General features: G+C 43.3%; 13 protein-coding genes. All 13 read left to right on the top strand.

Annotated features, from left to right (window positions below):
- The first annotated feature begins 37 nt into the window (after nt 1-37).
- The 13 genes from V7K53_RS26850 to V7K53_RS26790 all read left to right on the top strand — a co-directional run bounded on the left by V7K53_RS26850 (nt 38) and on the right by V7K53_RS26790 (nt 21,500).
- Nucleotides 38-1,258, top strand: a complete 1,221-nt coding sequence (locus tag V7K53_RS26850; RefSeq protein WP_335200550.1) for a hydroxymethylglutaryl-CoA synthase family protein — start codon at nt 38-40, stop codon at nt 1,256-1,258.
- Nucleotides 1,249-2,049, top strand: coding sequence for an enoyl-CoA hydratase/isomerase family protein (locus V7K53_RS26845; protein ID WP_335200549.1), 801 nt, complete (start codon nt 1,249-1,251; stop codon nt 2,047-2,049). The genes V7K53_RS26850 and V7K53_RS26845 overlap by 10 nt, the downstream gene beginning before the upstream one ends.
- Nucleotides 2,042-2,785: a polyketide synthase gene (locus V7K53_RS26840; protein ID WP_335200548.1), complete on the top strand. Its 744-nt coding sequence runs from the start codon at nt 2,042-2,044 to the stop codon at nt 2,783-2,785. The genes V7K53_RS26845 and V7K53_RS26840 overlap by 8 nt, the downstream gene beginning before the upstream one ends.
- 39 nt (nt 2,786-2,824) lie before the next feature.
- Entirely contained in the window at nt 2,825-3,106 is a 282-nt protein-coding gene (locus V7K53_RS26835) for a phosphopantetheine-binding protein (RefSeq protein ID WP_335200547.1), read from the top strand.
- A 155-nt stretch (nt 3,107-3,261) separates the two neighbouring features.
- Nucleotides 3,262-5,541: a type I polyketide synthase gene (locus tag V7K53_RS26830; RefSeq protein WP_335200546.1), complete on the top strand. Its 2,280-nt coding sequence runs from the start codon at nt 3,262-3,264 to the stop codon at nt 5,539-5,541.
- A gap of 62 nt (nt 5,542-5,603) precedes the next feature.
- A complete protein-coding gene (locus tag V7K53_RS26825; RefSeq protein ID WP_335200545.1) occupies nt 5,604-8,525 on the top strand; it encodes an AMP-binding protein in 2,922 nt (973 codons plus the stop codon).
- Nucleotides 8,526-8,827: 302 nt separating this feature from the next.
- On the top strand, nt 8,828-10,246 hold the full coding sequence (locus tag V7K53_RS26820) for a lipase family protein (protein WP_335200544.1): 1,419 nt from the start codon (nt 8,828-8,830) through the stop codon (nt 10,244-10,246).
- Nucleotides 10,247-10,368: 122 nt separating this feature from the next.
- Nucleotides 10,369-11,523: an HlyD family efflux transporter periplasmic adaptor subunit gene (locus V7K53_RS26815; RefSeq protein WP_335200543.1), complete on the top strand. Its 1,155-nt coding sequence runs from the start codon at nt 10,369-10,371 to the stop codon at nt 11,521-11,523.
- 106 nt (nt 11,524-11,629) lie between these two features.
- Nucleotides 11,630-12,790, top strand: a complete 1,161-nt coding sequence (gene devC, locus V7K53_RS26810; RefSeq protein WP_335200542.1) for an ABC transporter permease DevC — start codon at nt 11,630-11,632, stop codon at nt 12,788-12,790.
- Complete coding sequence (gene devC / locus V7K53_RS26805; protein WP_335200541.1) at nt 12,780-13,973, top strand: ABC transporter permease DevC; 1,194 nt, start codon at nt 12,780-12,782, stop codon at nt 13,971-13,973. The genes devC (V7K53_RS26810) and devC (V7K53_RS26805) overlap by 11 nt, the downstream gene beginning before the upstream one ends.
- A gap of 32 nt (nt 13,974-14,005) precedes the next feature.
- Entirely contained in the window at nt 14,006-15,325 is a 1,320-nt protein-coding gene (locus V7K53_RS26800; RefSeq protein WP_335200540.1) for an ATP-binding cassette domain-containing protein, read from the top strand.
- 239 nt (nt 15,326-15,564) lie between these two features.
- Entirely contained in the window at nt 15,565-15,699 is a 135-nt protein-coding gene (locus V7K53_RS26795; protein WP_335200539.1) for a hypothetical protein, read from the top strand.
- 332 nt (nt 15,700-16,031) lie between these two features.
- Nucleotides 16,032-21,500 carry a trifunctional serine/threonine-protein kinase/ATP-binding protein/sensor histidine kinase gene (locus V7K53_RS26790; protein ID WP_335200538.1) on the top strand — a complete coding sequence of 1,823 codons (5,469 nt, stop codon included), beginning with the start codon at nt 16,032-16,034 and terminating at the stop codon, nt 21,498-21,500.
- Nucleotides 21,501-21,616 lie beyond the last annotated feature (116 nt).

Genomic DNA, 21,616 nt, shown 5'->3' with positions numbered 1-21,616 from the left:
ATCTCACTGTTCCCTGTCAGCAATTAGTTAACATTCTATGCATATAGGAATCGAGAAACTCAATCTATACTCAGGGCAGTTTTACCTAGACATTGCCGACCTTTCCGAAGCGCGTGGTAAAAACTTCCAGCAGATTGCCGATAGTTTAATGTGTAAAACGCGATCGGTTTATCCGGTCTATGAAGATGCTATTACTCTGGCGGTGAATGCAGCCAAACAACTCTTATCACCTCAAGACCTAGAAGACATTGAACTACTAATTGTTGGTACAGAATCTGCGGTTGATTGTGGCAAATCCCTGTCCACCTGGGTACATCGGTTTTGTAATTTGTCTCCTAATTGCCGTAACTTCGAGGTGAAACATGCTTGTTACGGTGGCACTGCGGCATTCAAAATGGCCGCTTCGTGGGTTGCTTCAGGGGCTAGACCTGGCAAAAAAGCATTGGTAATTAACACGGACTTCAGCAGCGTCACGCTCAATACTGACCAGGAGTTTATCTGCGGAGGTGGTGCAGTAGCGATGCTCGTTAGCGCCAATCCAGAAATTCTCGAAATTGAACTAGATAAGGCGGGTTACTGGACAAAGGAGATTTCTGACTATCTGCGCCCCACTTTCAACACCGAAAGGATCAAAAGTGAAACGAGTCTTTACTCTTATTTAGATGCTTTGGAGGGAGCATTCAGTCACTACGAGCAAATCGTGGGTTCTGTAGACTATGATGCTGATTTCAAAAAACACATTTATCATGCGCCCTTTCCAGCAATGACGTTTCAGGCACATCGCACCATACTCAACCGATTTGAGGCGGTAGGGAAAGCGGCTGCTAAGTTAAGTTTTCAATCAAAAGTTGCAGAGAGTATACATTTTGCTCAACAAATTGGTAGTTCGTATGGGGGTTCCAATTTTATTTGTTTGTTAAGTCTTTTAAATTATGCCAAGGATCTTAATTCGGGCGATCGCATTTCCCTGTTTGCTTATGGTGGTGGCTGTCAAGCAGAATTCTACAGCGCCACCATTGGAAAGGCTGCAACTGAAATTGTCCGATCGCTCAACATTGACGAACACCTTAATCAGCGACTTCGTTTATCTGTTGCAGATTATGAAGCGAGTGAATTGACCCGTGAAAAATATAGCGATCGCCGAGATTTTAACTTAGAAAACTATTTAGATGAACGCTATGAAAAACGCTATCGAGGCCAAGGTTTACTTGTGTTAAGCAATGTTGAAAATTACTATAGGCAATATAAATGGAGTTAATAGTAGAGGCCGTCCGCTATAAAATCGATTCAGGAGTTGCCCAGATTGCCTTGGTGCAACCCCAAACAGGTAATGCACTTAATCCATCTTTAATTAATCAACTTAGTCAAGCATTACAAGCTGCGATCGCCGATTCATCTTGTCGGGCGATCGTGCTTCGGGCTGAAGGAACTGACTTCTGCAAAGGACTTGACTTGGAATGGATATTACAGCAGGGAGGAAGACCTCAAATAGAACTGTTTCAATCATTTGTAGATTGTCTGCAATTAATTTGTCATTCCCGCTTGCCTGTAATCGCCTGCGTTGAAGGTAATGTTACAGGTGGAGGACTAGGTTTAGTTGCGGCTTGCGATCTCGTCATTGCCAACGAAAACGTAATATTTATGTTGCCAGAAGTCATCATTGGCATGATTCCAGCTCTGATTGCACCCTTCTTACTGCGTCGTCTGACCATAGCACAGCTTAAGTATTTAACCCTCAGCAGTCGGGGAATTGACAGCCTAGAAGCTAAGGCATTTGGGTTAGTGGATGAAGTTGCAACTGAAGGCATGGCTATCACCTTGAACCGACAATTACAACGGCTGTTTCGTTCTTCTCCAGAAGCGATCGCTGCCAGTAAACAATATTTTGAACAACTTTATGGGTCAGATTTACAGCGACAAACCAATATTGCCCTTAATCAACTTGTTTCATGGTTAGCACAACCGGGGGCCTTAGAAGGAATTCAAAGTTTCACTGAGGGATTCTCGCCACCTTGGTTTCAAAAGTACAGGGGAAAAGCCCATGTCTAAAATTCTGCTCGCCAACCTAGAAGACGGCATCTTCCAACTGCAAATCGATGACCCTGAAAACGAAAATCGTTTGAGCGAAGAACTGTGTGATGAATTAATGACAACCCTGACTCATCTAGCGGCAGAACCGAGCCTGAAAGTTTTGATTTTAAGTGGGCGATCGGATGTCTTCTGTGCCGGAGCAAGCTTGGACACCATCAAACAAGTTGTGAGTGGTAATGCAGATGTCAAAGATTTATCACTGCCCAACCAACTACTTAGCTTTCCCGTACCAATTATTGCAGCTTTGCAAGGTCATGCTGTGGGAGGTGGCATAGCGTTAGCACTCTACTGCGATATGGCGATCGCATCCGAAAACAGTCGGTACGGAGTTAATTTTACAGATTTGGGATTTACTCCGGGAATGGGTATCTTATCTGTCTTACCAGCAATGGTTGGACATCACTTTGCTAGCGAGATGCTCCTCACCGCCAAGCTCTACAAAGGCAAAGAACTTAAGGGACGAGGTTTATTTAACTACATAGTTCCAACTGAGGAAGTTATGACTTTAGCCTTGGATATGGCAAGAAGAATCGCTGAAAAACCCAGACATGTTTTGGAGATGGTAAAAGACACCTTGTCATTACCTCGGCGTCAAGCTCTCCAAGCAGCATTGTCCCGCGAACACCTAATGCACAAAATCTGTTTTGGCGTTCCGGGTACATTAGCACACATCGAAGCGGCCTATTTAGCCTAGATTTTGTTTATAAATTTTCAATATAGGAGACAAGACATCATGGATCGAGAGCAAGTATTAAATGTCGTAATTAAACATATCAAGCTCAACGTAGATGGGGTAGAAAATGTTGAAATAGATCCGTATAAAACCATCGGAGAATATGGAGGCAGTAGTCTTGACGGCGTAGAAATTGTTTCTGCTTGTATGCGAGAACTCAAAATAAAAATTCCCAGAACAGAAGTTTCTAGCTTTAAGACAATCAATGAATTGGTGGAATTGTTCGCCAAGTTTAAAGACGAAGCTTCTCAAGAAGTTTTACCTGATACCATTTCTTTGTGAGGCTGCGCCAAATTTTCTTTCTTACTTTGTGTACTTTGCGACGGCAGTCGCTACCCCCAAGACCGCGCTGCCTCCCCTTTGCGGTTCGTTCCTTATATAATTTGGCGCATCTTTATACAGAATTAGTATGAGATTCACAGAAGAGTGAACAGCTTATGATTCCAGAACCCATTGCGATCGTTGGTATTGGTTGTCGCTTTCCCGGAGGTGTGCGTAGTCCAGCTAGCTTCTGGAACCTGTTGCAAAATGGCAGAGATGCAATTACAGAAATCCCTAGCGATCGCTGGAACGTCAACAAATTTTATCATCCCGATCCGGTAGAACCAGGTAAAATGTACAGCCGTTGGGGTGGGTTTCTCGACCAAATAGATCAGTTTGATGCCAAATTCTTTGGGATTTCCGGCGCGGAAGCGGCTCGGATTGACCCTCAACAACGACTCTTGTTAGAAACGGCGTGGGAGGCGCTAGAGGATGCTGGGCAAGTGCCGGAACATCTGGCTGGCAGCGATACCGGGGTTTTTATTGGGGTACTTAATCGAGATTACAGTTACATTCAAATGGAGGAGCGCAATCGTGATGCGATTAATGCCCATACCATAGTTAGCTCAAACTTCAACTTTGTACCAAATCGCATTTCCTACTGCTTTGACTTCACAGGCCCCAGTCTGCCGATTGACGCTGGCTGTGCCTCGTCATTAGTCGCCGTTCACTTTGCTTGCTCTAGTCTCTGGAATGGTGAATGCAGTCTAGCTCTAGCAGGTGGGGTCAATGTCATCTTCAAACCAGAAATCAGCATCGCCATGAGTAAGGCATTTTTGCTGTCTGCGGATGGTCGTTGCAAGAGTTTTGATGCCGCAGCAGATGGTTTTGTTCGGGCTGAAGGGGTGGGGGTTGTTGTTCTGAAGCCGCTATCCCATGCCCTGGCTGACGGTGATGCTATTTATGCAACGATCCGCAGCAGTGCTGTCAGCCAGAATGGTCGCGGCAGCAGTTTTACAGCCCCCGAAGCTTTGGCGCAGCAGACAGTCATGCAAAAAGCCTATCAGCGGGCAGGAATTCTCCCTCAGCAGGTGCAGTATGTAGAAACTCAAGGCTCCGGTTCACCGATGGGGGATGAGATTGAAGCTAAAGCGATCGGGGCTGTCATCGGCAGCGATCGCTCTTTGGGCAATGAATGCGCCATCGGATCTGTAAAAACAAATATTGGACACATGGAAGCGGCTGCCGGCATTGGCGGACTCATTAAAGCAGCGCTAGCAGTTAGCAATCGTCAGATTCCACCCAATCTGCATTTTCAAACCCCCAATCCCAAAATTCCTTGGCAAGAACTACGGTTGCGCGTGCCACAATCCTTAGAACCACTAACAAATAAAGATAATCAACCACCGATCGTGAGTGTGAATGGTTTTGGCTTGGGGGGCACGAATGTTCATGTGATTCTGCAAGGTGTAGAATCCTTGCCAATTGACGCGGCGATCGCTAACCAACCACAAATTTTTTTAATGTCAGCTCGTAGCCCAGAGGCTTTGAAAGCCTTTGCTAAAGCTTATATTGAGTTTCTAACTCAGGATTCTAGTGCCGAAATTTCCTTGGCGGACATTTGCTACACAACTAGTTTGCGCCGTAGCCATCACTCCCACCGTTTGGCAATGGTGGTTGATTCCAAAAAACAACTCGCCGAGCATTTAATGGCTTTTCTTACACAAGAAAGCCGTCCCTCGATGTTTTCAGGCTATGTAGAGCAACAGGGGGAGCAGAGGGGCAGCACTTCTCTACGAGAGGCTGCGCCAACGGCTACGCTCAGTGACCAGGGAGCAGAGGGGCAGGAGAGAAGTCCTCAATTCAAAATTCTAAATTTTGCTACTGAACGCGCTCAAATATTGAATTCCCTCGCAGAGTGCTATACCTTAGAAGATTCCATTGATTGGAACGCTCTTTATCCTAATGGTGGTTGTTTTGTGCGTTTGCCATCCTATCCGTGGCAACGACAGCGTTACTGGCAGGAATCAGAAGCCTCACGGCAAGATAGATTAGGAGAATCTAATAATGTTAAAACCTCTAATGTCGTTGGCTCTAAGATTGCGGAACAGATTGATATTGTAGAGCAATGGTCAGTAGCGGCAAATAGCCAAGGCACCGATTTATTAAGCACTTACATTCAAGCACAAATTGTCCAAGCCTTAGAGTGTGAGCCTGTTCAACTTGATGTCCAAAAGCCACTTAATAGTATGGGCATCGATTCTCTGATGGCTGTGAGTCTCAGAAATCGCATTGTCACCAATTTAAAGATTGAACTGCCAATCGAACAGTTTATTGCTAGTCCTAGCATTACGGAATTAGCTCAAGCTTGCCACGAACAATTAATTTTGAAAAATTTGATACCAACTATTCAGATTGCTAATGTTGTTGAGGAAATAGAGGAGTTAACACTTTAGCCTCACTTCGGTATTGAGACGAGTACAAGCAAAAGCAGATCGGGTTTTGGAGAGGGCTGAATATGGCATTCAATGAATTGTTAACATCCAGTTTGTCAGTCAAAAATTTAGTAGAGTTGACGCGTTATCGCGCCGAACAACAACCCGATCGCCTCGCCTATAGTTTTTTGCTGGATGGAGAAAAGGAAGTAATTAATCTCACATATCGAGAACTAGATTTATCGGCACGAGCGATCGCAGTGCAACTGCAAACTGTCAGTGCCAAGCATGAGCGTGTCCTGCTTCTCTACCCACCTGGTCTTGATTTCATTACCGCCTTCTTTGGCTGCTTATATGCTGGTGCGATCGCCGTTCCTGCTTATCCACCTCGACAAAATCAGTCCATCTCTAGGCTGATGGCAATTATGGCAGATGCCCAGGCTAGGGTTGCCCTAACTACAACCTCCTTACTCACCACGATCGCTACTCAATTTAACCACCATCCAGACCTGACCACAAAACAGATTTTAACTACAGATACCATCGCTAATCAGCAAGCAGAGTTATGGCACGAACCCGTTATCGATCCAAACGCGATCGCATTTCTGCAATACACCTCTGGCTCAACCGGGACACCCAAGGGGGTTATGGTCAGTCATGGCAACTTACTACACAATTTAAAACTGATTCATCAGTTTTTCCAAACTGCTCCCAACCAATTAAACGTATCCTGGCTGCCCCCTTATCATGACATGGGCTTAATCGGCGGCATCCTCCAACCCCTCTACGTCGGCTCCTCAATAATTTTGATGTCGCCCGTTGCGTTTTTGCAGAAGCCCTATCGTTGGTTAGAAGCAATTTCCCGCTATCAAGCGACGATTAGCGGCGGGCCGAATTTTGCATATAACTTGTGCGTGCAGAAGATTCAGCCAGAACAATTAGTAGGTCTCGATCTGAGCAGTTGGAAAGTTGCTTTCAATGGTGCCGAACCAGTTCGTGCCCAGACCCTAGAGCGATTTGTTACCAAGTTTGAGCCTTACGGCTTTCGCCCTGAAGCTTTTTATCCTTGCTATGGGATGGCTGAAGGCACATTGTTGATTTCCGGGGGGATAAAAGAGTGCTACCCAACGGTGTGTAATGTAGAAAGTGCTGCTCTCGAACAAAACCAAGTTGTGTTCTGTGCAGAGCAACAGCAGCATGGTATAAAGATTGTTGGGCAGGGTAGGACGGGGTTAGGTCAAACAATTGCGATCGCCAATCCGCAATCTTTCAAGAGATGTCCAGATGGTACAGTTGGCGAAATTTGGGTTACAGGAGCGAGTATTGCTCAAGGGTACTGGCAGAAACCCCAAGAGACGCAAGAAACATTCTATGCCTGTTTAGACGATGGCGGGAGTTCGTTTCTGCGGACGGGCGACCTGGGATTTCTGCATAATGGTGAATTATTTGTTACCGGGCGACTCAAGGATTTAATTGTGATTCGAGGTCGCAATTACTATCCTCAAGACATTGAACTGACGGTGCAGGAAAGTCATTCAGCTCTCCGGCACGGCTGTGGAGCAGTGTTTGCCATTGAGGTAGAAGGGGAAGAAAGAATCGTCGTTGCTCAAGAAATCGAGCGAACCTACTTAAGAAAGCTCAATGCAGATGAAGCGATCGCGGCTATTCGCCAAGCGGTGTCACAGGTTCATGAGTTATCAGTTTATGCAGTGTTGCTGCTCAAGACTGCCAGCATTCCCAAAACTTCAAGTGGTAAGATTTCCCGTACTGCTTGCCGCAATGGATTTCAAACAGAGAGTTTGGACATCATTGCTGCTGACATCTTGCCCCAATGGGATGGCGGAGATAGCGAATATAAACTCACAGCAGCAGAACTGTTAGCGATCGCTCTCCCAGAAAGACAGCAGCACTTAGAGTCTTACATTCAAGCAAAACTCGCAAGGGGACTGAAAGTTGACCTGGCGAAACTGCATCCCCAACAACCCTTGCATCAGCTAGGCCTCGATTCCTTGACTGCGATCGAGATTAAACATCAAATTGAAGTCGATTTAGAAGTCAATGTTCCTGTGGTCAAGTTTCTAGAAGGTGTGACCATCGCAAATCTCGCTGCTCAAATTCTCAGACAATTGGCTGGAGTAAATTCTCAGCAGCAAGGCGAAAAGCTACCCTTTTTCTGCATTCATCCGGTGATGGGTGTCGCTTCCGTTTATTCTGACCTGGCAGAGTTATTGGGTCAAGAACAACCTTTCTATGGGCTACAATCTGCGGGGATTACTGGCGAAGGCAAATCAAAAGATTGTATAGAAGACATTGCTGCTGAGTACATCCACGGTATCCAACAGGTGCAGCCAGAAGGCCCCTATTGTCTAGGAGGTTGGTCTTTTGGGGCGCTGGTGGCATTTGAAATGGCCCAACAGCTACAGCAAGCAGGACAGACCATTGTCTTACTGGCACTGATTGATACTCCCGCTTTTTGCGACAATCGCACTCAGAATTTCTTCCAAATGGCTAAATTTCTGGTGAATTCCGTGCTTCGCAATCTTGGCCCTTATCTGGATGAGACAGTAGACCATTTTCTCACTGCTGTCGAAGAACGACAACTCACCCAACAGATTGGAACTAAGACCTCGAAGCCATTGCATTTTTTAGTTGAGCCAGGAAGTATAGCTAAGGTTGTCGCCCACCAGTCCAGGCTGAGTAAGCTTTTCCAACCAGCTGCGCGACGGCTATTTCAAGTCATGCAAGCTAACAACTCAGCCCTCCTCAAATACAAGCCGCAGCCTTATCCAGGTAAAGTTACCCTCTTTCGGACGAGCAAACAAACTGGAAAAAATCCCCAAGATGCAACCCTTGGCTGGGGCGATCTAGCGATCGGCGGAGTTGAGATTCATCAAATTCCGGGAAACCATCTGAATTTAGTTCTCCCACCCCATGTAGAGGTACTTGCCGAAAAGCTAAGAGCTTGTCTCGATCGCGTGCAGGTTCAAAAGATGGAGGTGTTGTAGATTTTGCCTTTCCTAGCAGTCTTCTATTAGCTTGATAATACTATCAGGAGATTTATAAAAATAAATAATAACCAAAGTTTCCAATTTTATTACTGATAGTTATAAAACAGCACTAACTGATATTATCCTATCAAGTCTCCATCTATATTCAGAGGATAAAAGTCAAACATAAGTAGAACGACTTCAAAAGACCAAACTATGTAAAGAAAAATGAAATATCTTAAACCCTTTTTGCTTCTGCCTCCAGCGTAGCTGGCTTCTGTCCGATCCCAATAATAAATATTCACACCGACCTACTTATTATGAGTATACCTTTAAAGCTTCGCAGTGGTTTTAGTTTTGATGAAGCGATTTTAATGGCTAAGTTCTCTAAACGAAGTTATGAAATATTTCAAGTCGGAGGAGGCTCTGTTGAGGATGCCGAAGTCCAAGATATCTATAACTCTCTGTATAAGAATGAGGGCTGGAAATTAGTTCATAGCTTGCAGAATAATGAAAATAATATCCGAGGTTTCATTTTTAAACGAGAAGGAAGTAATCAATTTGCAGTGATTTTTCGAGGCACTATTGTTACCGATCGCGGTCAAATTGAATTAACGGATATTTTGACCGATCTCAATTGGTCATTAATTAACTATGGTTCTTTACCAGATACGCGAGTCAAAGTCGCACGGGGATTTTTTGAAGGATTTGAAGCCGTCAAAGATGAACTGGCTGCCTTTTTTCAGGTTCTTTTAGGTCAAATTAATGCTCAAGATTTTGAGATATTTCAAACCTTGAATTCTGGCAAACAAATTGCTATTGCCCATGCCATTGCTGCGGCTGGAGGAATCCGATTTGGACTGGCCTTTGAGCGCCGATTAAAAAAACTAATTTCGGAAGTCTTCTCTTATGATGCGATCGGCAATCTGAATCGAGCCTGGAGTTTTGCCCGCGATGAACTCTTGAACTTTGAAGATATCTCTAGAGAAGTGAGTGAATTCTCGAATAGTCGCAGGGCTGGTGCTAGCTTGAATTCTATATCTAAGATGCCTAAAAACGCCAGCCGCCTTGAGGTTTACGTAGGGGGCCATAGTTTGGGCGGTGGCTTAGCTCAACTCGGCGCTCTGTTCTTAAAACGCCGTTTTAGTTCTTTAGGAGAGTTAGCTTTACGAGTCAAAGTATACACCTTTGGATCTGTGAAAGTTGGCAATCGGCATTTTGCCAATTACTACAACGAACAATTAGGAGAAGGATTTAGTTACCGGATCGAAAATCAACTGGATCTGTTTACCCTGGTACCCTTTAGCCTTCCTTTCCCTTTAAGTATGGTTGCTGGTAATGGCTTGAGATTGGGAGAACTTTACTTAGGCAATTACGAACATGCGGGAGAAGTTCATAACGTAATTGGACTGGGAAATCACGGTGTCTCTCTGAATTTTGGAGGAGCGGCAGAATTTATGGGAGGTGTTCCTTTCCCTCACAGCTTCGATACCTACATTCAACTGCTAGAAGAAGACAAAAAAAGGTGGCATCAGTTGTGGCAACCGATTAGAGGAATTCTCAGCATCTTTTTACAAGAAATGCTTCAGGAACAGGAAGCTGGGATTGTGATGACCACCGAAGAACAAATGCGGGGAGTTCAAGAACAGACATCTGAAGAAATTCGGAATCTCAAGCAATCTATAGACGAACTTAAAAGCGAAATTCAGCGATCGGGGCTGAACTTGAAGAACGAATAAGAACTAGTACCGCAAGGCGGAATTAAAAATTAAAAATTAAAAATGAATACAGCATAAGGGTTTTGTTGATTTGGAATGATTGGTTTATTTCCACCGTGTTGTACTAGTAACTTTTGCTACTTATGATGACCCCTACTGTTACTGCTCGCAATCTTAGTATCTTTGCCGGTCTACTGGCATTAAGTATCGGGGCTGGATACGTTTTCTTGTTTAAAGTATCTAGCCAGTCACCCGCCAAGAACGCCTCGTCATCTTCGTTATCGTTGCCGCCTGAAAAAACAAAAGTCCTGGCACTGGGGCGGTTGGAACCAGAGGGGGAGATTACCAAGGTTGCAGTTCCAGTGGGGGCACAGATTGATGAATTAAAAGTTTCTGAGGGTGATTGGGTAAAAACAGGGCAAGTTTTGGCTTATCTAAAAAGTCACCAAGAAATGCTGGCTAAACGAAATTTGGTTGCTAGCCAGTTAGAGGAGGTGCAAAAACAGATACAAACAGATAGTTCCCTCAATAAAATTGAGATTAATCAGGCACAAGCACAGATTAGTCAGATTTCTACTCCTCGTCTGCAAGAAATTAGCTCTCAAGAGGCTGCTGTTCGCCGATCGCAAGCAGAATTACAACAGGCAATTATCATACGCGATCGCTATGCAAAACTTTCTGCTGAAGGTGCAGTTCCTAAAGAGGATTATGAGATTAGGAAGTTACTGGTTGTACAAACCCAGGAGAATTTAAGTCAAGTCAGAGCCAAGTTACAGCAATTAACCAACACCCGTCAAGCAGATATCAAAGTAGCTCAAGAGAACCTCAAACGCTCAGAGATGAATTTAAAGCGAGTCGCTAGCCATAGTGGGTTGATTTCAGCCATCCAAAATTTAAAACTGGCTCAGGCACAGTTAGAGCAAACTATTATCCGTGCGCCCAAAAACGGCCAAGTCCTGAAGATTTATACCCAGGCTGGGGAAGTGATTTCCGATCGCGGGCTTCTGGCTCTGGGCAACACACGTAATATGTATGTAGTAGCAGAGGTGTTTGAAACAGACGTTAAGTTGATTAAGGTCGGACAGCGAGCAACAATTACCAGTCCGGTTTTTTCGGAAAAAATGACTGGCACTGTTACAAAAATTGGCCAACTGGTGTTCAAAAACGACATTATTGGGGACGATCCGACAGCAAAATCAGATGTCCGAGTGGTAGAAGTGAAAATCCGCTTAGATCGAAGCAAACTTGTCTCCGATCTAAGTAATCTGCAAGTAGATGCCGAGATTAATTTAAATTAATTCGTTAAAGGTTTTTCAAAAGGGAATAGGGAATAGGGAATAGGGAATAGGGAACTTAGACTTTAACAATTTTTGCAGATATCCAAATTATCAGGAGTCAGGGAATGTGACTAAACGTCAGCACCGCAAACACTGGAAAGGGCCCCCGTTGGCATGGCGTAACTTAATGCAGAGTAAAGCTCGCTTAGGCGTGGGAGTTTCAGCCATCAGTTTTGCGGTTTCCTTAGTATTTATGCAACTTGGAACCTTTAGCGGAGTGATGAAGGCAGCGACGCTCCTCTACGAAAGCCTCGATTTTGACATTGTATTGATTTCATCCAAGTCGCCGGAGTCGACCTATGTTCCACCCTTTTCCCGACGTTATTTGTATCAGGCGGGAGGGATGAATGGCGTTACTGCTGCCAGACCACTTTATCTGGCATTTGGCTCGTGGCGCAATGTAGAAACAAAGCGAATACGAGCGCTTTTGGTTTTGGGGTTTAATTATCGAGATGCTGTGTTTCGCGTGCCAGAAGTTTATCAGTCTTTACCAGCCCTGCAACGCCAAGATACCTTGTTAATGAATAGCCTCTCACGTTCTGAATTTGGCCCGAGAGAAGTGGGTCTCAAAAGTGAACTGAGCAGGCGACAAGTTGAGATTGTGGGGCTGTTTAGGTTAAATAACAGCATTCGTGCTGATGGCACTGCGATTGTTAGCGATCAAAATTTTATTCGTCTCAATCCGGGGCGATCGCTAGATGATATAAGTCTGGGTTTGCTGAAAGTTGAGCCTGGTGTAAAGGTTGATGAAGTGGTGCAAAACTTACGCCAAATCATGCCAGCAACGATTAAAGTATTCAGTCGTCAAGAAGCGATGTCCAGAGATCGGGAATATTGGGTTAAGTCTACTTCGCTCGGTTATATCATTGCTGTTGCTGTGATCATGGCTTTTCTAGTTGCGACTGCGATCGTGTATCAAGTCCTGAGTTCTGATGTCAATGAACGCTTGCATGAGTATGCAACCTTAAAAGCCATTGGATATACTAATTTGCGTTTGTTGACGGTCGTTATCCAAGAAGCGCTCGTGCTGGCGACGCTGGGGTTTATTCCTGGTTGCCTTCTGGCTTTGGGGATGTACCATGCCATTTTTCTTGCCACAAGACTACCGGTCGCTATGACTATTAGTCGGATGTTATTGGTATTTGTTCTGACGATTTTGACATGTGGAGCATCTGGATTTGTTGTTGCTCGCAAAGTGTTAGTTGCAGATCCCGCCGATGTTTTCTAGAAAAAGGGTTCGAGTTGCCTTATTTAAGCTTTCCCTTGCCTGGCGTAACCTGCTCCAGCAACGATCGCAGTTTTTCACAGCATTAGCCGCGATCGCATTTGCGGTTTTTCTCATGTTTTCCCAACTCGGATTTCAGAATGCAATGTTGAATAGTAACGTTGCGTTTATTCAGGTATTCAATGCTGATTTAATCATGCTCAGTCAGCGACGCTATGTTACCGTTATTGACGAAACTTTTAATCGAAGTCGATTATATCAAGTTAGACAATTTGAAGGCGTTGCAGCAGCTTATCCACTTTATATGACTCTCGGTAGTTGGAGACGTTATGGAACTGCTGAGGAAAGGTCTATCCGAGTGTTTGCATGTAATCTAGACGATCCTGTTTTTCTCTTACCTGAGATCCAAGCGGCTGAACTTGCCCTGAAAATGCCCAACACTCTATTGGCCGATAGCAAGTCTCGCAAAGATTATGGTTCTATGCAAGCGGGTTTGACAACTGAGCTTTCAGGTGTCCAAGTCAAAGTAATTGGAACTTTTGAACTGGGTGCTGACTTTGTAACTGATGGTAATTTAATTATGAGCGATCTTAATTTTCTGAGAATTTTTGCAACTAGACCTTCTGGCATTGATTCCAAGCTTCGTTCATCGCTCAACGACGTTGATATTGGTCTAATCAAAGTGACTCCAGGAACGAATAGCGATCGCCTAGAAAAGTTTTTGAATCAATCTTTACCATCTGATATAGTTGTTTACACAAAACAACATTTTATTGCCAAAGAACTAGATTATTGGACGCAATCATCTGGAATTGGTGCTATTTTTGGACTAGGAACAATCATCGGTTTTGTGGTTGGTATTGTCGTAGTTTACAACATTATCTATAGTAATGTTGCAGAGAATCTACCTCAATATGGCACTTTGAAAGCCATTGGCCATTCTAATTTTTATCTTGTCAGTATTGTTTTTCTCCAATCTATCATTCTTTCCTTTTTTGGTTTTTTTCCAGGTTTTTGCTTAAGCTTTATTTTTTATCAGTTAATTACTACGGCTACAGGGCTGCAATTAGAAATGAATTTTAACGTTATCAGCTTTGTGCTATGTTTAACGGTTTTAATGTGTGTTATTTCCGGACTATTAGCAACCAGAAAGCTGCAAAAAATAGATCCTGCTGATATTTATTAATAAAAATTTTGAATAGATGTTGATTTAAACTGATGTCTACCCAACCAATTATTCAAATCAAAAACATCAATCATTATTATGGAAAGGGTCAATTACGCAAACAAATATTATTTGATATTTCCCTGAAGATTTATCCTGGAGAAATTGTGATTATGTCCGGCCCCTCTGGGTCTGGGAAAACAACACTACTGACTTTAATTGGGGGATTGCGTTCTGTTCAGGAAGGTAGCCTTCAAGTACTAGGACACGAGTTAAGCGGGGTGAGTAATCGGTTACTGGAAAATGTCCGCAAGCAGATCGGGTTTATTTTCCAAGCTCATAATTTGTTAGGCTCCCTAACCGCAAACCAAAATGTCCAAATGTCTTTGGTGCTGAATGATGCGATCGCAATGGAAGAAGCACAAGAGCGATCGCAAGCAATATTAGAGCAAGTGGGATTGCAAAACCGCATTCATTCTTATCCACACCAGTTATCGGGCGGACAAAAACAACGAGTGGCGATCGCACGGGCTTTGGTAAACCGACCCCAACTCATTTTGGCAGATGAACCAACAGCAGCGCTAGACAAAGCCAGTGGTCGAGATGTGGTGGAACTAATGCAAAAACTGGCAAAGCAGCAGAATTGTACGATTTTGCTCGTAACCCATGACAACCGAATTTTAGATATTGCCGATCGCATCGTTCATTTAGAAGATGGTCGTTTAGCCTCGCCTACAGAGCAAGCAATTCTAGACATTGAGAGTACAACAACCTCGTTAGTGAAAGCGAAGAAAGAGGAATTGAGCCGCACGCTCGAAGAATTAACAATCCCTCAGTTTTTGAGTTTGCTTCAGAAGCTCAAAGAAGAATTTGAACAAGTTTTGCAAGCAATGAATATTCTCAGCGAGCAAATGCTAAAAGCAAATATTGAGGAAGTTATTAGGGCTTTAGCCTGGAAAATTGCTCAAATTATGGGTGCGGATCGAGCAACTATCTTTGTAGTCGATCGGGAAAAAAATCAGCTTTGGTCTAAGGTTTCCCGGAGTGAAAATGAAGAAGCTGTGGAAATTTTCCTGCCGATGAATGCTAGTATTAGTGGTTATGTTGCCACAACTGGTGAGAGTGTAAATATAACTGATGTTCAGCAAAATCCTCAGTTCTATAGAGAAATCGATCGAGCAACTGGATATCATACTTGTAATGTCCTTTGCTTACCTATGTTCAATAGCAAAAACCAAGTGTTTGCAGTGGTTGTGTTGACTAATAAATTAGGAGGTAGCCCCTTTGATGCCAATGATGAACGTCTACTTCGCGAACTAACTGCACCGCTCAGTGTGATTCTAGAAGGTACTCTCTCGGTGTTACAACAATAGAGTTATCGGGAAATAAAAGGATTTTACATCACTAGTCTAGTCAGTGATGCTAACAAGATTGCTAGTGCAATCAGACGGCATTGGAGATAATACCAATTTGAAAAAAGGATGCGACAAATAGACCATTTGTAGAGACGCGATTCATCGCGTCTTTACCCAAGGATGTGTTGCAATCATTAATTGAATTGGTATAACAGCTTGAGCCAGATTAGTAGAAGCAACGATCGAAGTTGTACAGAGTGCCAAACGTTTTATGCAGTCATAGCAGCAATCATTCTCGCGAAGCGTCTCGAAGAGAAGGCATCGCTAATGCAACGGAAGAATTGAACCAGCTAAAAGAAGTTCAGCAAGCAGATTATTCAATGGATGAATGACTGCGGTTTTTCACATTCTTTTACACAATAGAAGAGATAGGCAGAAAGTTGCAAAAAATGGCAGCGATGCTAAATTATCCAATTTGAAGAGAGAATAGGCGTTGGCTTTGATTCGTGATGTCATATCTTTACTTGCGGCTGCGATAAGATAAGCATTACTTCATTACAGGTCAAAAACATGCAAAATACCGTGAAAATCAAGTAATAATATACACTTTTGCTCCAAAATATTTATGTAAAATATCGTAAAAATATGCTTCTTTTTGTCTCAGATGTTACAAAGCTAAACTTGCATGGGCATATTAAGAATGCTTATATTGCAAGAGAAAACAATGACAGCTACTTTATCTGGTTATCAACTCCTCGAAACCCTTCACTCCGGTAGTAAAACCGTCATTTATCGTGGACGGCGAGAAACCGATAATGTCTCTGTGGCGATCAAGACTCTTCAGTGCGAACATCCACCCCTGGAAGATATTGCTCGACTGCGCCACGAATATCAAATCATTGAGTCCCTGCGAATTCCTGGCATTGTTAAAGCATACGAGTTAAAAAATTATCAGCATGGTTTGGCTTTGGTATTAGAAGATATTCCAGGGTGCTTGCTCAAAGAAATGATTGCAACACAAAAAACTACCTTGATTACTTTTCTCAAGGTGGCGATTAATTTGGCACAGACTTTAGGAGAGCTACACGCCCAAAAAATTATACATAAAGATATTAAGCCGCACAATATTTTAATTAATCCCGAATCAGGGGAAATCAAACTGATTGACTTCAGTATCTCCTCCCGCCTCGATCGAGAAAATCACACCTTGAGCAATCCTAATTTGCTTGAAGGTACACTTGCCTATATGTCGCCTGAGCAAACAGGCAGAATGAATCGGGTGTGCGACTATCGCACCGACTTTTATTCGTTGGGTGTCACCTTGTATGAAATGCTAACTGGCACGCTGCCATTTTATGCTGCTGACCCGATGGAGCTGATCCACTGTCACATCGCCAAAATGCCAGTCGCACCCTGTAGCGAAACCGTGTGCCGTGTTCTGGAAGATGTGCCAGAGGCGATTAGTGCAATTATTTTGAAACTGTTAGCGAAAACAGCAGAGGATCGGTATCAAAGCGCTTGGGGACTGAAAGCGGATTTAGAGGAATGCTTGTTTCAACTTCAAGTGATTGGCAAGATTGAAAACTTCGTACCAGGGAGACAGGACAAATCTGGGCATTTTTTGATTGGACAACAACTCTACGGACGCGAAGCAGAAGTAACAACATTAATGACTGCATTTGAGCGTGTGGCAGGTGGTAGCAGCGAACTCATGCTCGTCTCTGGTTATTCGGGTATTGGCAAGACGAGTGTCGTCAATGAAGTTCATAAACCGATTGTGGGGGCAAGGGGTTATTTCATTGCAGGCAAATTCGATCAATTCAAGCGCAATATTCCATACACGTCGTTGATTCAGGCGTTCCAATCTTTGAGTCAGCAATTACTCACCGAAAGCGTTGCCCAAATCCAAGGGTGGAAAGAGAAATTGTTAACTGCGTTGGGAGAAAATGGGCAAGTCATTATTGATGTGATCCCCGAAGTCGAACTCATTATTGGTACTCAGCCACCTGTAACACAATTGGGAGCGACAGAATCTCAAAACCGTTTCAATCGCGTTTTTGGGCAATTCATTGGGGTATTCACGAACCAAGACCATCCCTTAGTTGTCTTTCTGGATGACTTGCAGTGGGCAGATTCGGCATCACTGAACTTAATTGAGCTATTGATGACGGATACTGAGCGCAAATATTTGTTGCTAATCGGGGCATACCGTGATAATGAAGTGTCGCCCACCCATCCATTGATGATGAGTTTATCCAAAATTCAATCTTCTGGTGCGGTGGTGAATAACATCGTTTTGTCATCATTGCAGTTAACGGATGTGGAAGCGTTAATTGGCGATACATTGAATCACATAGAACACAGTCAGCCACTAGCAGAATTACTATTCCACAAAACCGGGGGGAACCCTTTCTTCTTAACACAACTGCTGAAAACCCTACACCAAGAAGACTTACTAACATACGACTTCCATTCAGGAGTATGGCAATGGAATATCCAACATATTCAAGCGATCGGCATTACCGACCTGAATGTTGTTGAACTGACAGCGAGAAATATTCGCAAACTATCATTAGAAACGCAACAAGTTCTTAAACTGGCTGCTTGTGTTGGTAATACTTTTAACTTAGATGTATTAGCGATCGTCAACGAAGTATCTTCTTTTACCACTGCGGCGCAATTGTGGTCAGCCCTACAAGCTGGGTTAATTCTGCCATTAAATCAGGATTACAAAATTCCCTTAGTGTTTAGTCAAGAAGAATCTGACGGAATTAATTTAACTGATGTCAAGGTTGATTACAAGTTTTTACATGACAGAGTACAGCAAGCGGCGTATTCTCTGATTCCCGACGATCGCAAGAAAGCAACGCATCTGAAAATTGGTCAATTACTGCTGCAAAATACGACGCCAGAAGAACGCAAAGAAAATATATTTGCTTTAGTTAATCAACTCAATTATGGTACTGATTTACTGATCTCTGAAACAGAAAAATATCAACTTGCAGAACTAAACCTCATCGCAGGTAAAAGAGCAAAAGCAGCCACAGCTCACGATTCCGCCATCAAATATTTGCAAGTTGGTTTGGGACTGTTAGCAGAAGAAAGCTGGAAGTGTGAATATGACCTAACATTAGCACTACACTCAGAAGCGGCAGAGGCAGCTTTTTTGAGCGGTGATTTTGCAGAAATGCAGAGATTGTTTGAGATCGTCCAAAACTGTGCTGTGACGCTACTGGACAAAATTAAAGTGTATGAAGTCCAGATGCAAGCTTATATGGCGCAGAACAGACTACTAGAAGCGGTTAACACAGCACTGCAAGTTTTAAAGCTGTTAGGGGTGGAGTTTCCTGAAGAACCGAACGCGTCAGATATTGGGCAAGGATTGGCGGATACTGCGGCAATTTTGAGTGGAACGCGAATTGAGGATTTAATTGAACTACCTCAAATGAGCGATCGCTATAAATTAGCAGCCATTAGACTTTTGTCAAGTATCTTTGCTCCTGCATATATTGTTGCTCCTGCACTTTTGCCCTTGACGGTGTGCAAACAAGTACAATTATCCGTCGAATATGGTAATGCTGCCGTTTCTCCTTTTGCTTATGCCAATTATGGTTTTCTTCTTTGTGCCATTGTGGGAGATATTGATTCAGGTTATAAATTTGGTCAGTTGGCTTTAAATCTAGTGTCAAAGTTAAATGCTCAAGAAATCAAAGCCAAGACAGTTTTTATCGTAAATCTATTTATCCGACATTGGAAAGAGCATCTGAGAGAAACCTTAGAGCCTTTGTTGTCAGGTCACTCTAGCGGAATGGAGACAGGAGATTTAGAATATGCAGGATATAGTCTATTCCAGTACTCCTGTTTAGCTTACTTTAGCGGTAAAGAACTAACTGTCCTTGAAAAAGAGATAGCAAGAAGCAGAGATGCTATTCATAAAACCAAGCAAGAAACAGCGCTTTATTATATAGAAATCTATTGGCAGGCTACCTTAAATCTGCTGGGAAAAAATGAAAATCCCTGCCTGCTCAAGGGTGAAGCCTGCGATGAACATATAAGGTTGCCACTGCACCAGCAAGCAAACGACAATGGGGGACTTGGCTACATATATTTGAACAAATTTTTGCTTTGTTATTGGTTTGAAAATTACTCGGAAGCGATTGAGAATCTCGCTATAGCCCAGAAGTATTTAGATGTAATGGTAGGAATGCCCCTTGTTCCTCTATTCAATTTTTATGATTCTTTAGTACGGCTAGCGGTCTATCGCGATCGCTTAGAGTCAGAGCAAAAAGCCATCCTCGATCGCGTCCAAGTTAATCAAGAAAAAATGCAAAAATGGGCGGATTATGCCCCAATGAATCATTTACACAAATTCTATTTGTTAGAGGCAGAACGGCATCGGGTTTTAGGCGAAAAAATCGAAGCGATCGAGATGTATGAAAAAGCGATCGCACTCGCTAAAGAAAACGAGTATATCAATGAAGAAGCACTCGCCCACGAACTCGCTGCCAAATTCTTTTTGTCATGGGGTAAAGAAGCGATCGCCCAAACATATATGACCAATGCTTACTACGCCTATAGTCATTGGGGTGCTGTTGCTAAAGTCAAAGATTTAGAAGCACGCTATCCGCAATTAATTTTGCGATCAAATTCAGAAAAAATAGAAACGAATTACCTGCACACTCTTCAAACAAGCTCTACGACCACTGGAGGCGCTCATATTCTCGACTTCATGACAGTGATGAAAGCTGCACAAGTGCTGTCAGAAGAAATGGTGCTAACTCAGCTGCTCGAAAAATTGATGAAGATTGTCATTGAGAATGCTGGCGCTCAACAAGGTTACTTTATTACCAAGCACGAGAATCAATGGATGTTAGAAGCGACGGGAATAGTTATAGGTAAGGAGGTTAGCGTTGTTGTTAACACAGAGGATAAAACTAATTCACCCTTACTCCCGGTTGCCTTATTAAATTATGTCGAAAGAACCAGAAACAATCTGGTTTTAGACAATGCTGTTAAAGACTCGCGTTTTGCGGCTGATGCTCATATCACCACTTACCAATCCAAGTCAATTTTGTGTTTGCCGCTGATTCACTCTGGCAAGTTTACTGGTATTATTTACCTGGAAAATAATCTCATTTCTGGTGCTTTTACCCCAGAACGGGTAAATGTGCTGAGTTTGTTGATAGCACAAATTTCGATTGCGATCGACAACGCCCGTCTTTACACCAACCTGCAAGCTTACTCGGAACAACTGGAAGCTAAATCACAAGAACTCGAAACTAAAAATGAAGCTTTGCAAGCATCCGAAACGCGAGAGCGAGAAAAAGCCGAACAAATCGAAAAATCTCTGTATAAACTACAACAAACCCAGGCTCAACTTGTGCAGACCGAGAAAATGTCGAGCTTGGGGCAACTGGTAGCTGGCGTTGCCCACGAAATCAACAATCCAGTCAATTTTATCTTTGGCAATCTGACCCATGCCAACAGTTACACCCAAGATGTACTAAGACTGCTGGAACTCTACCAGAAACATTACCCATCTCCCCATCCAGAGATTCAGGAAGAAGCAGAGGCGATCGATCTAGAATTCGTACTAGAAGACCTGCCGAAGTTACTATCTTCTATGTGGGTTGGGGCAGACCGAATTCGGCAAATTGTCGCTTCTCTGCGAACTTTCTCACGTATGGACGAAGCCGAAATTAAAGCTGTTAATATTCATGAGGGCATTGATAGTACTATAATGATTCTTCAACATCGCCTCAAAGCCAAGTCAGATCGTCCCGGTATTGAGCTTATTAAACACTACGGTAATTTGCCCCAAGTGGAATGCTATGCAGGGCAGCTAAATCAAGTATTTATGAATGTGTTAAGTAATGCGATCGATGCTTTGGAAGAGTCATTAACGGACAATCAAGGACAAATTACAACTCCAACCATTACTATTCACACTGCACAAATTGATGCTCATCAAGTCGAAATTCGGATTGCAGACAATGGGATGAGTATACCAGAGCCTGTTCGCCGTCGCCTGTTCGATCCTTTCTTCACCACAAAACCTGTGGGTAAAGGAACAGGTATGGGCTTGTCGATTAGCTACCAAATCGTTACCGAAAAACATGGTGGTTCACTCTCTTGCACTTCAGAACCCGGCGAGGGAGCGGAGTTTCAAATCTGTATTCCAGTTTGCCAGTAAGTTAGCAAGAACATTGCTAGGTAGTGGTAAATATCAGTTTTCACTACATATTTACCACTACAGCTATTTTCAGGTAAATAGATCGGGCGGTAGGGGCACAGTATTGCTCATTAGAC

Origin of the sequence: Nostoc sp. (assembly GCF_036917355.1) — a bacterium.
GTDB lineage: Bacteria > Cyanobacteriota > Cyanobacteriia > Cyanobacteriales > Nostocaceae > Nostoc.
This window is presented reverse-complemented; position numbering and strand designations above follow the sequence as displayed.

What these genes read in the sequence shown, in the direction of transcription:
- V7K53_RS26845 (WP_335200549.1), top strand. Translation starts at nt 1,249, where the DNA reads ATGGAGTTAATAGTAGAGGCCGTCCGCTATAAAATCGATTCAGGAGTT.
- V7K53_RS26800 (WP_335200540.1), top strand. Translation starts at nt 14,006, where the DNA reads ATGTCTACCCAACCAATTATTCAAATCAAAAACATCAATCATTATTAT.
- V7K53_RS26840 (WP_335200548.1), top strand. Translation starts at nt 2,042, where the DNA reads ATGTCTAAAATTCTGCTCGCCAACCTAGAAGACGGCATCTTCCAACTG.
- V7K53_RS26850 (WP_335200550.1), top strand. Translation starts at nt 38, where the DNA reads ATGCATATAGGAATCGAGAAACTCAATCTATACTCAGGGCAGTTTTAC.
- V7K53_RS26820 (WP_335200544.1), top strand. Translation starts at nt 8,828, where the DNA reads ATGAGTATACCTTTAAAGCTTCGCAGTGGTTTTAGTTTTGATGAAGCG.
- V7K53_RS26825 (WP_335200545.1), top strand. Translation starts at nt 5,604, where the DNA reads ATGGCATTCAATGAATTGTTAACATCCAGTTTGTCAGTCAAAAATTTA.
- V7K53_RS26835 (WP_335200547.1), top strand. Translation starts at nt 2,825, where the DNA reads ATGGATCGAGAGCAAGTATTAAATGTCGTAATTAAACATATCAAGCTC.
- devC (WP_335200541.1), top strand. Translation starts at nt 12,780, where the DNA reads ATGTTTTCTAGAAAAAGGGTTCGAGTTGCCTTATTTAAGCTTTCCCTT.
- V7K53_RS26830 (WP_335200546.1), top strand. Translation starts at nt 3,262, where the DNA reads ATGATTCCAGAACCCATTGCGATCGTTGGTATTGGTTGTCGCTTTCCC.
- V7K53_RS26790 (WP_335200538.1), top strand. Translation starts at nt 16,032, where the DNA reads ATGACAGCTACTTTATCTGGTTATCAACTCCTCGAAACCCTTCACTCC.
- V7K53_RS26815 (WP_335200543.1), top strand. Translation starts at nt 10,369, where the DNA reads ATGATGACCCCTACTGTTACTGCTCGCAATCTTAGTATCTTTGCCGGT.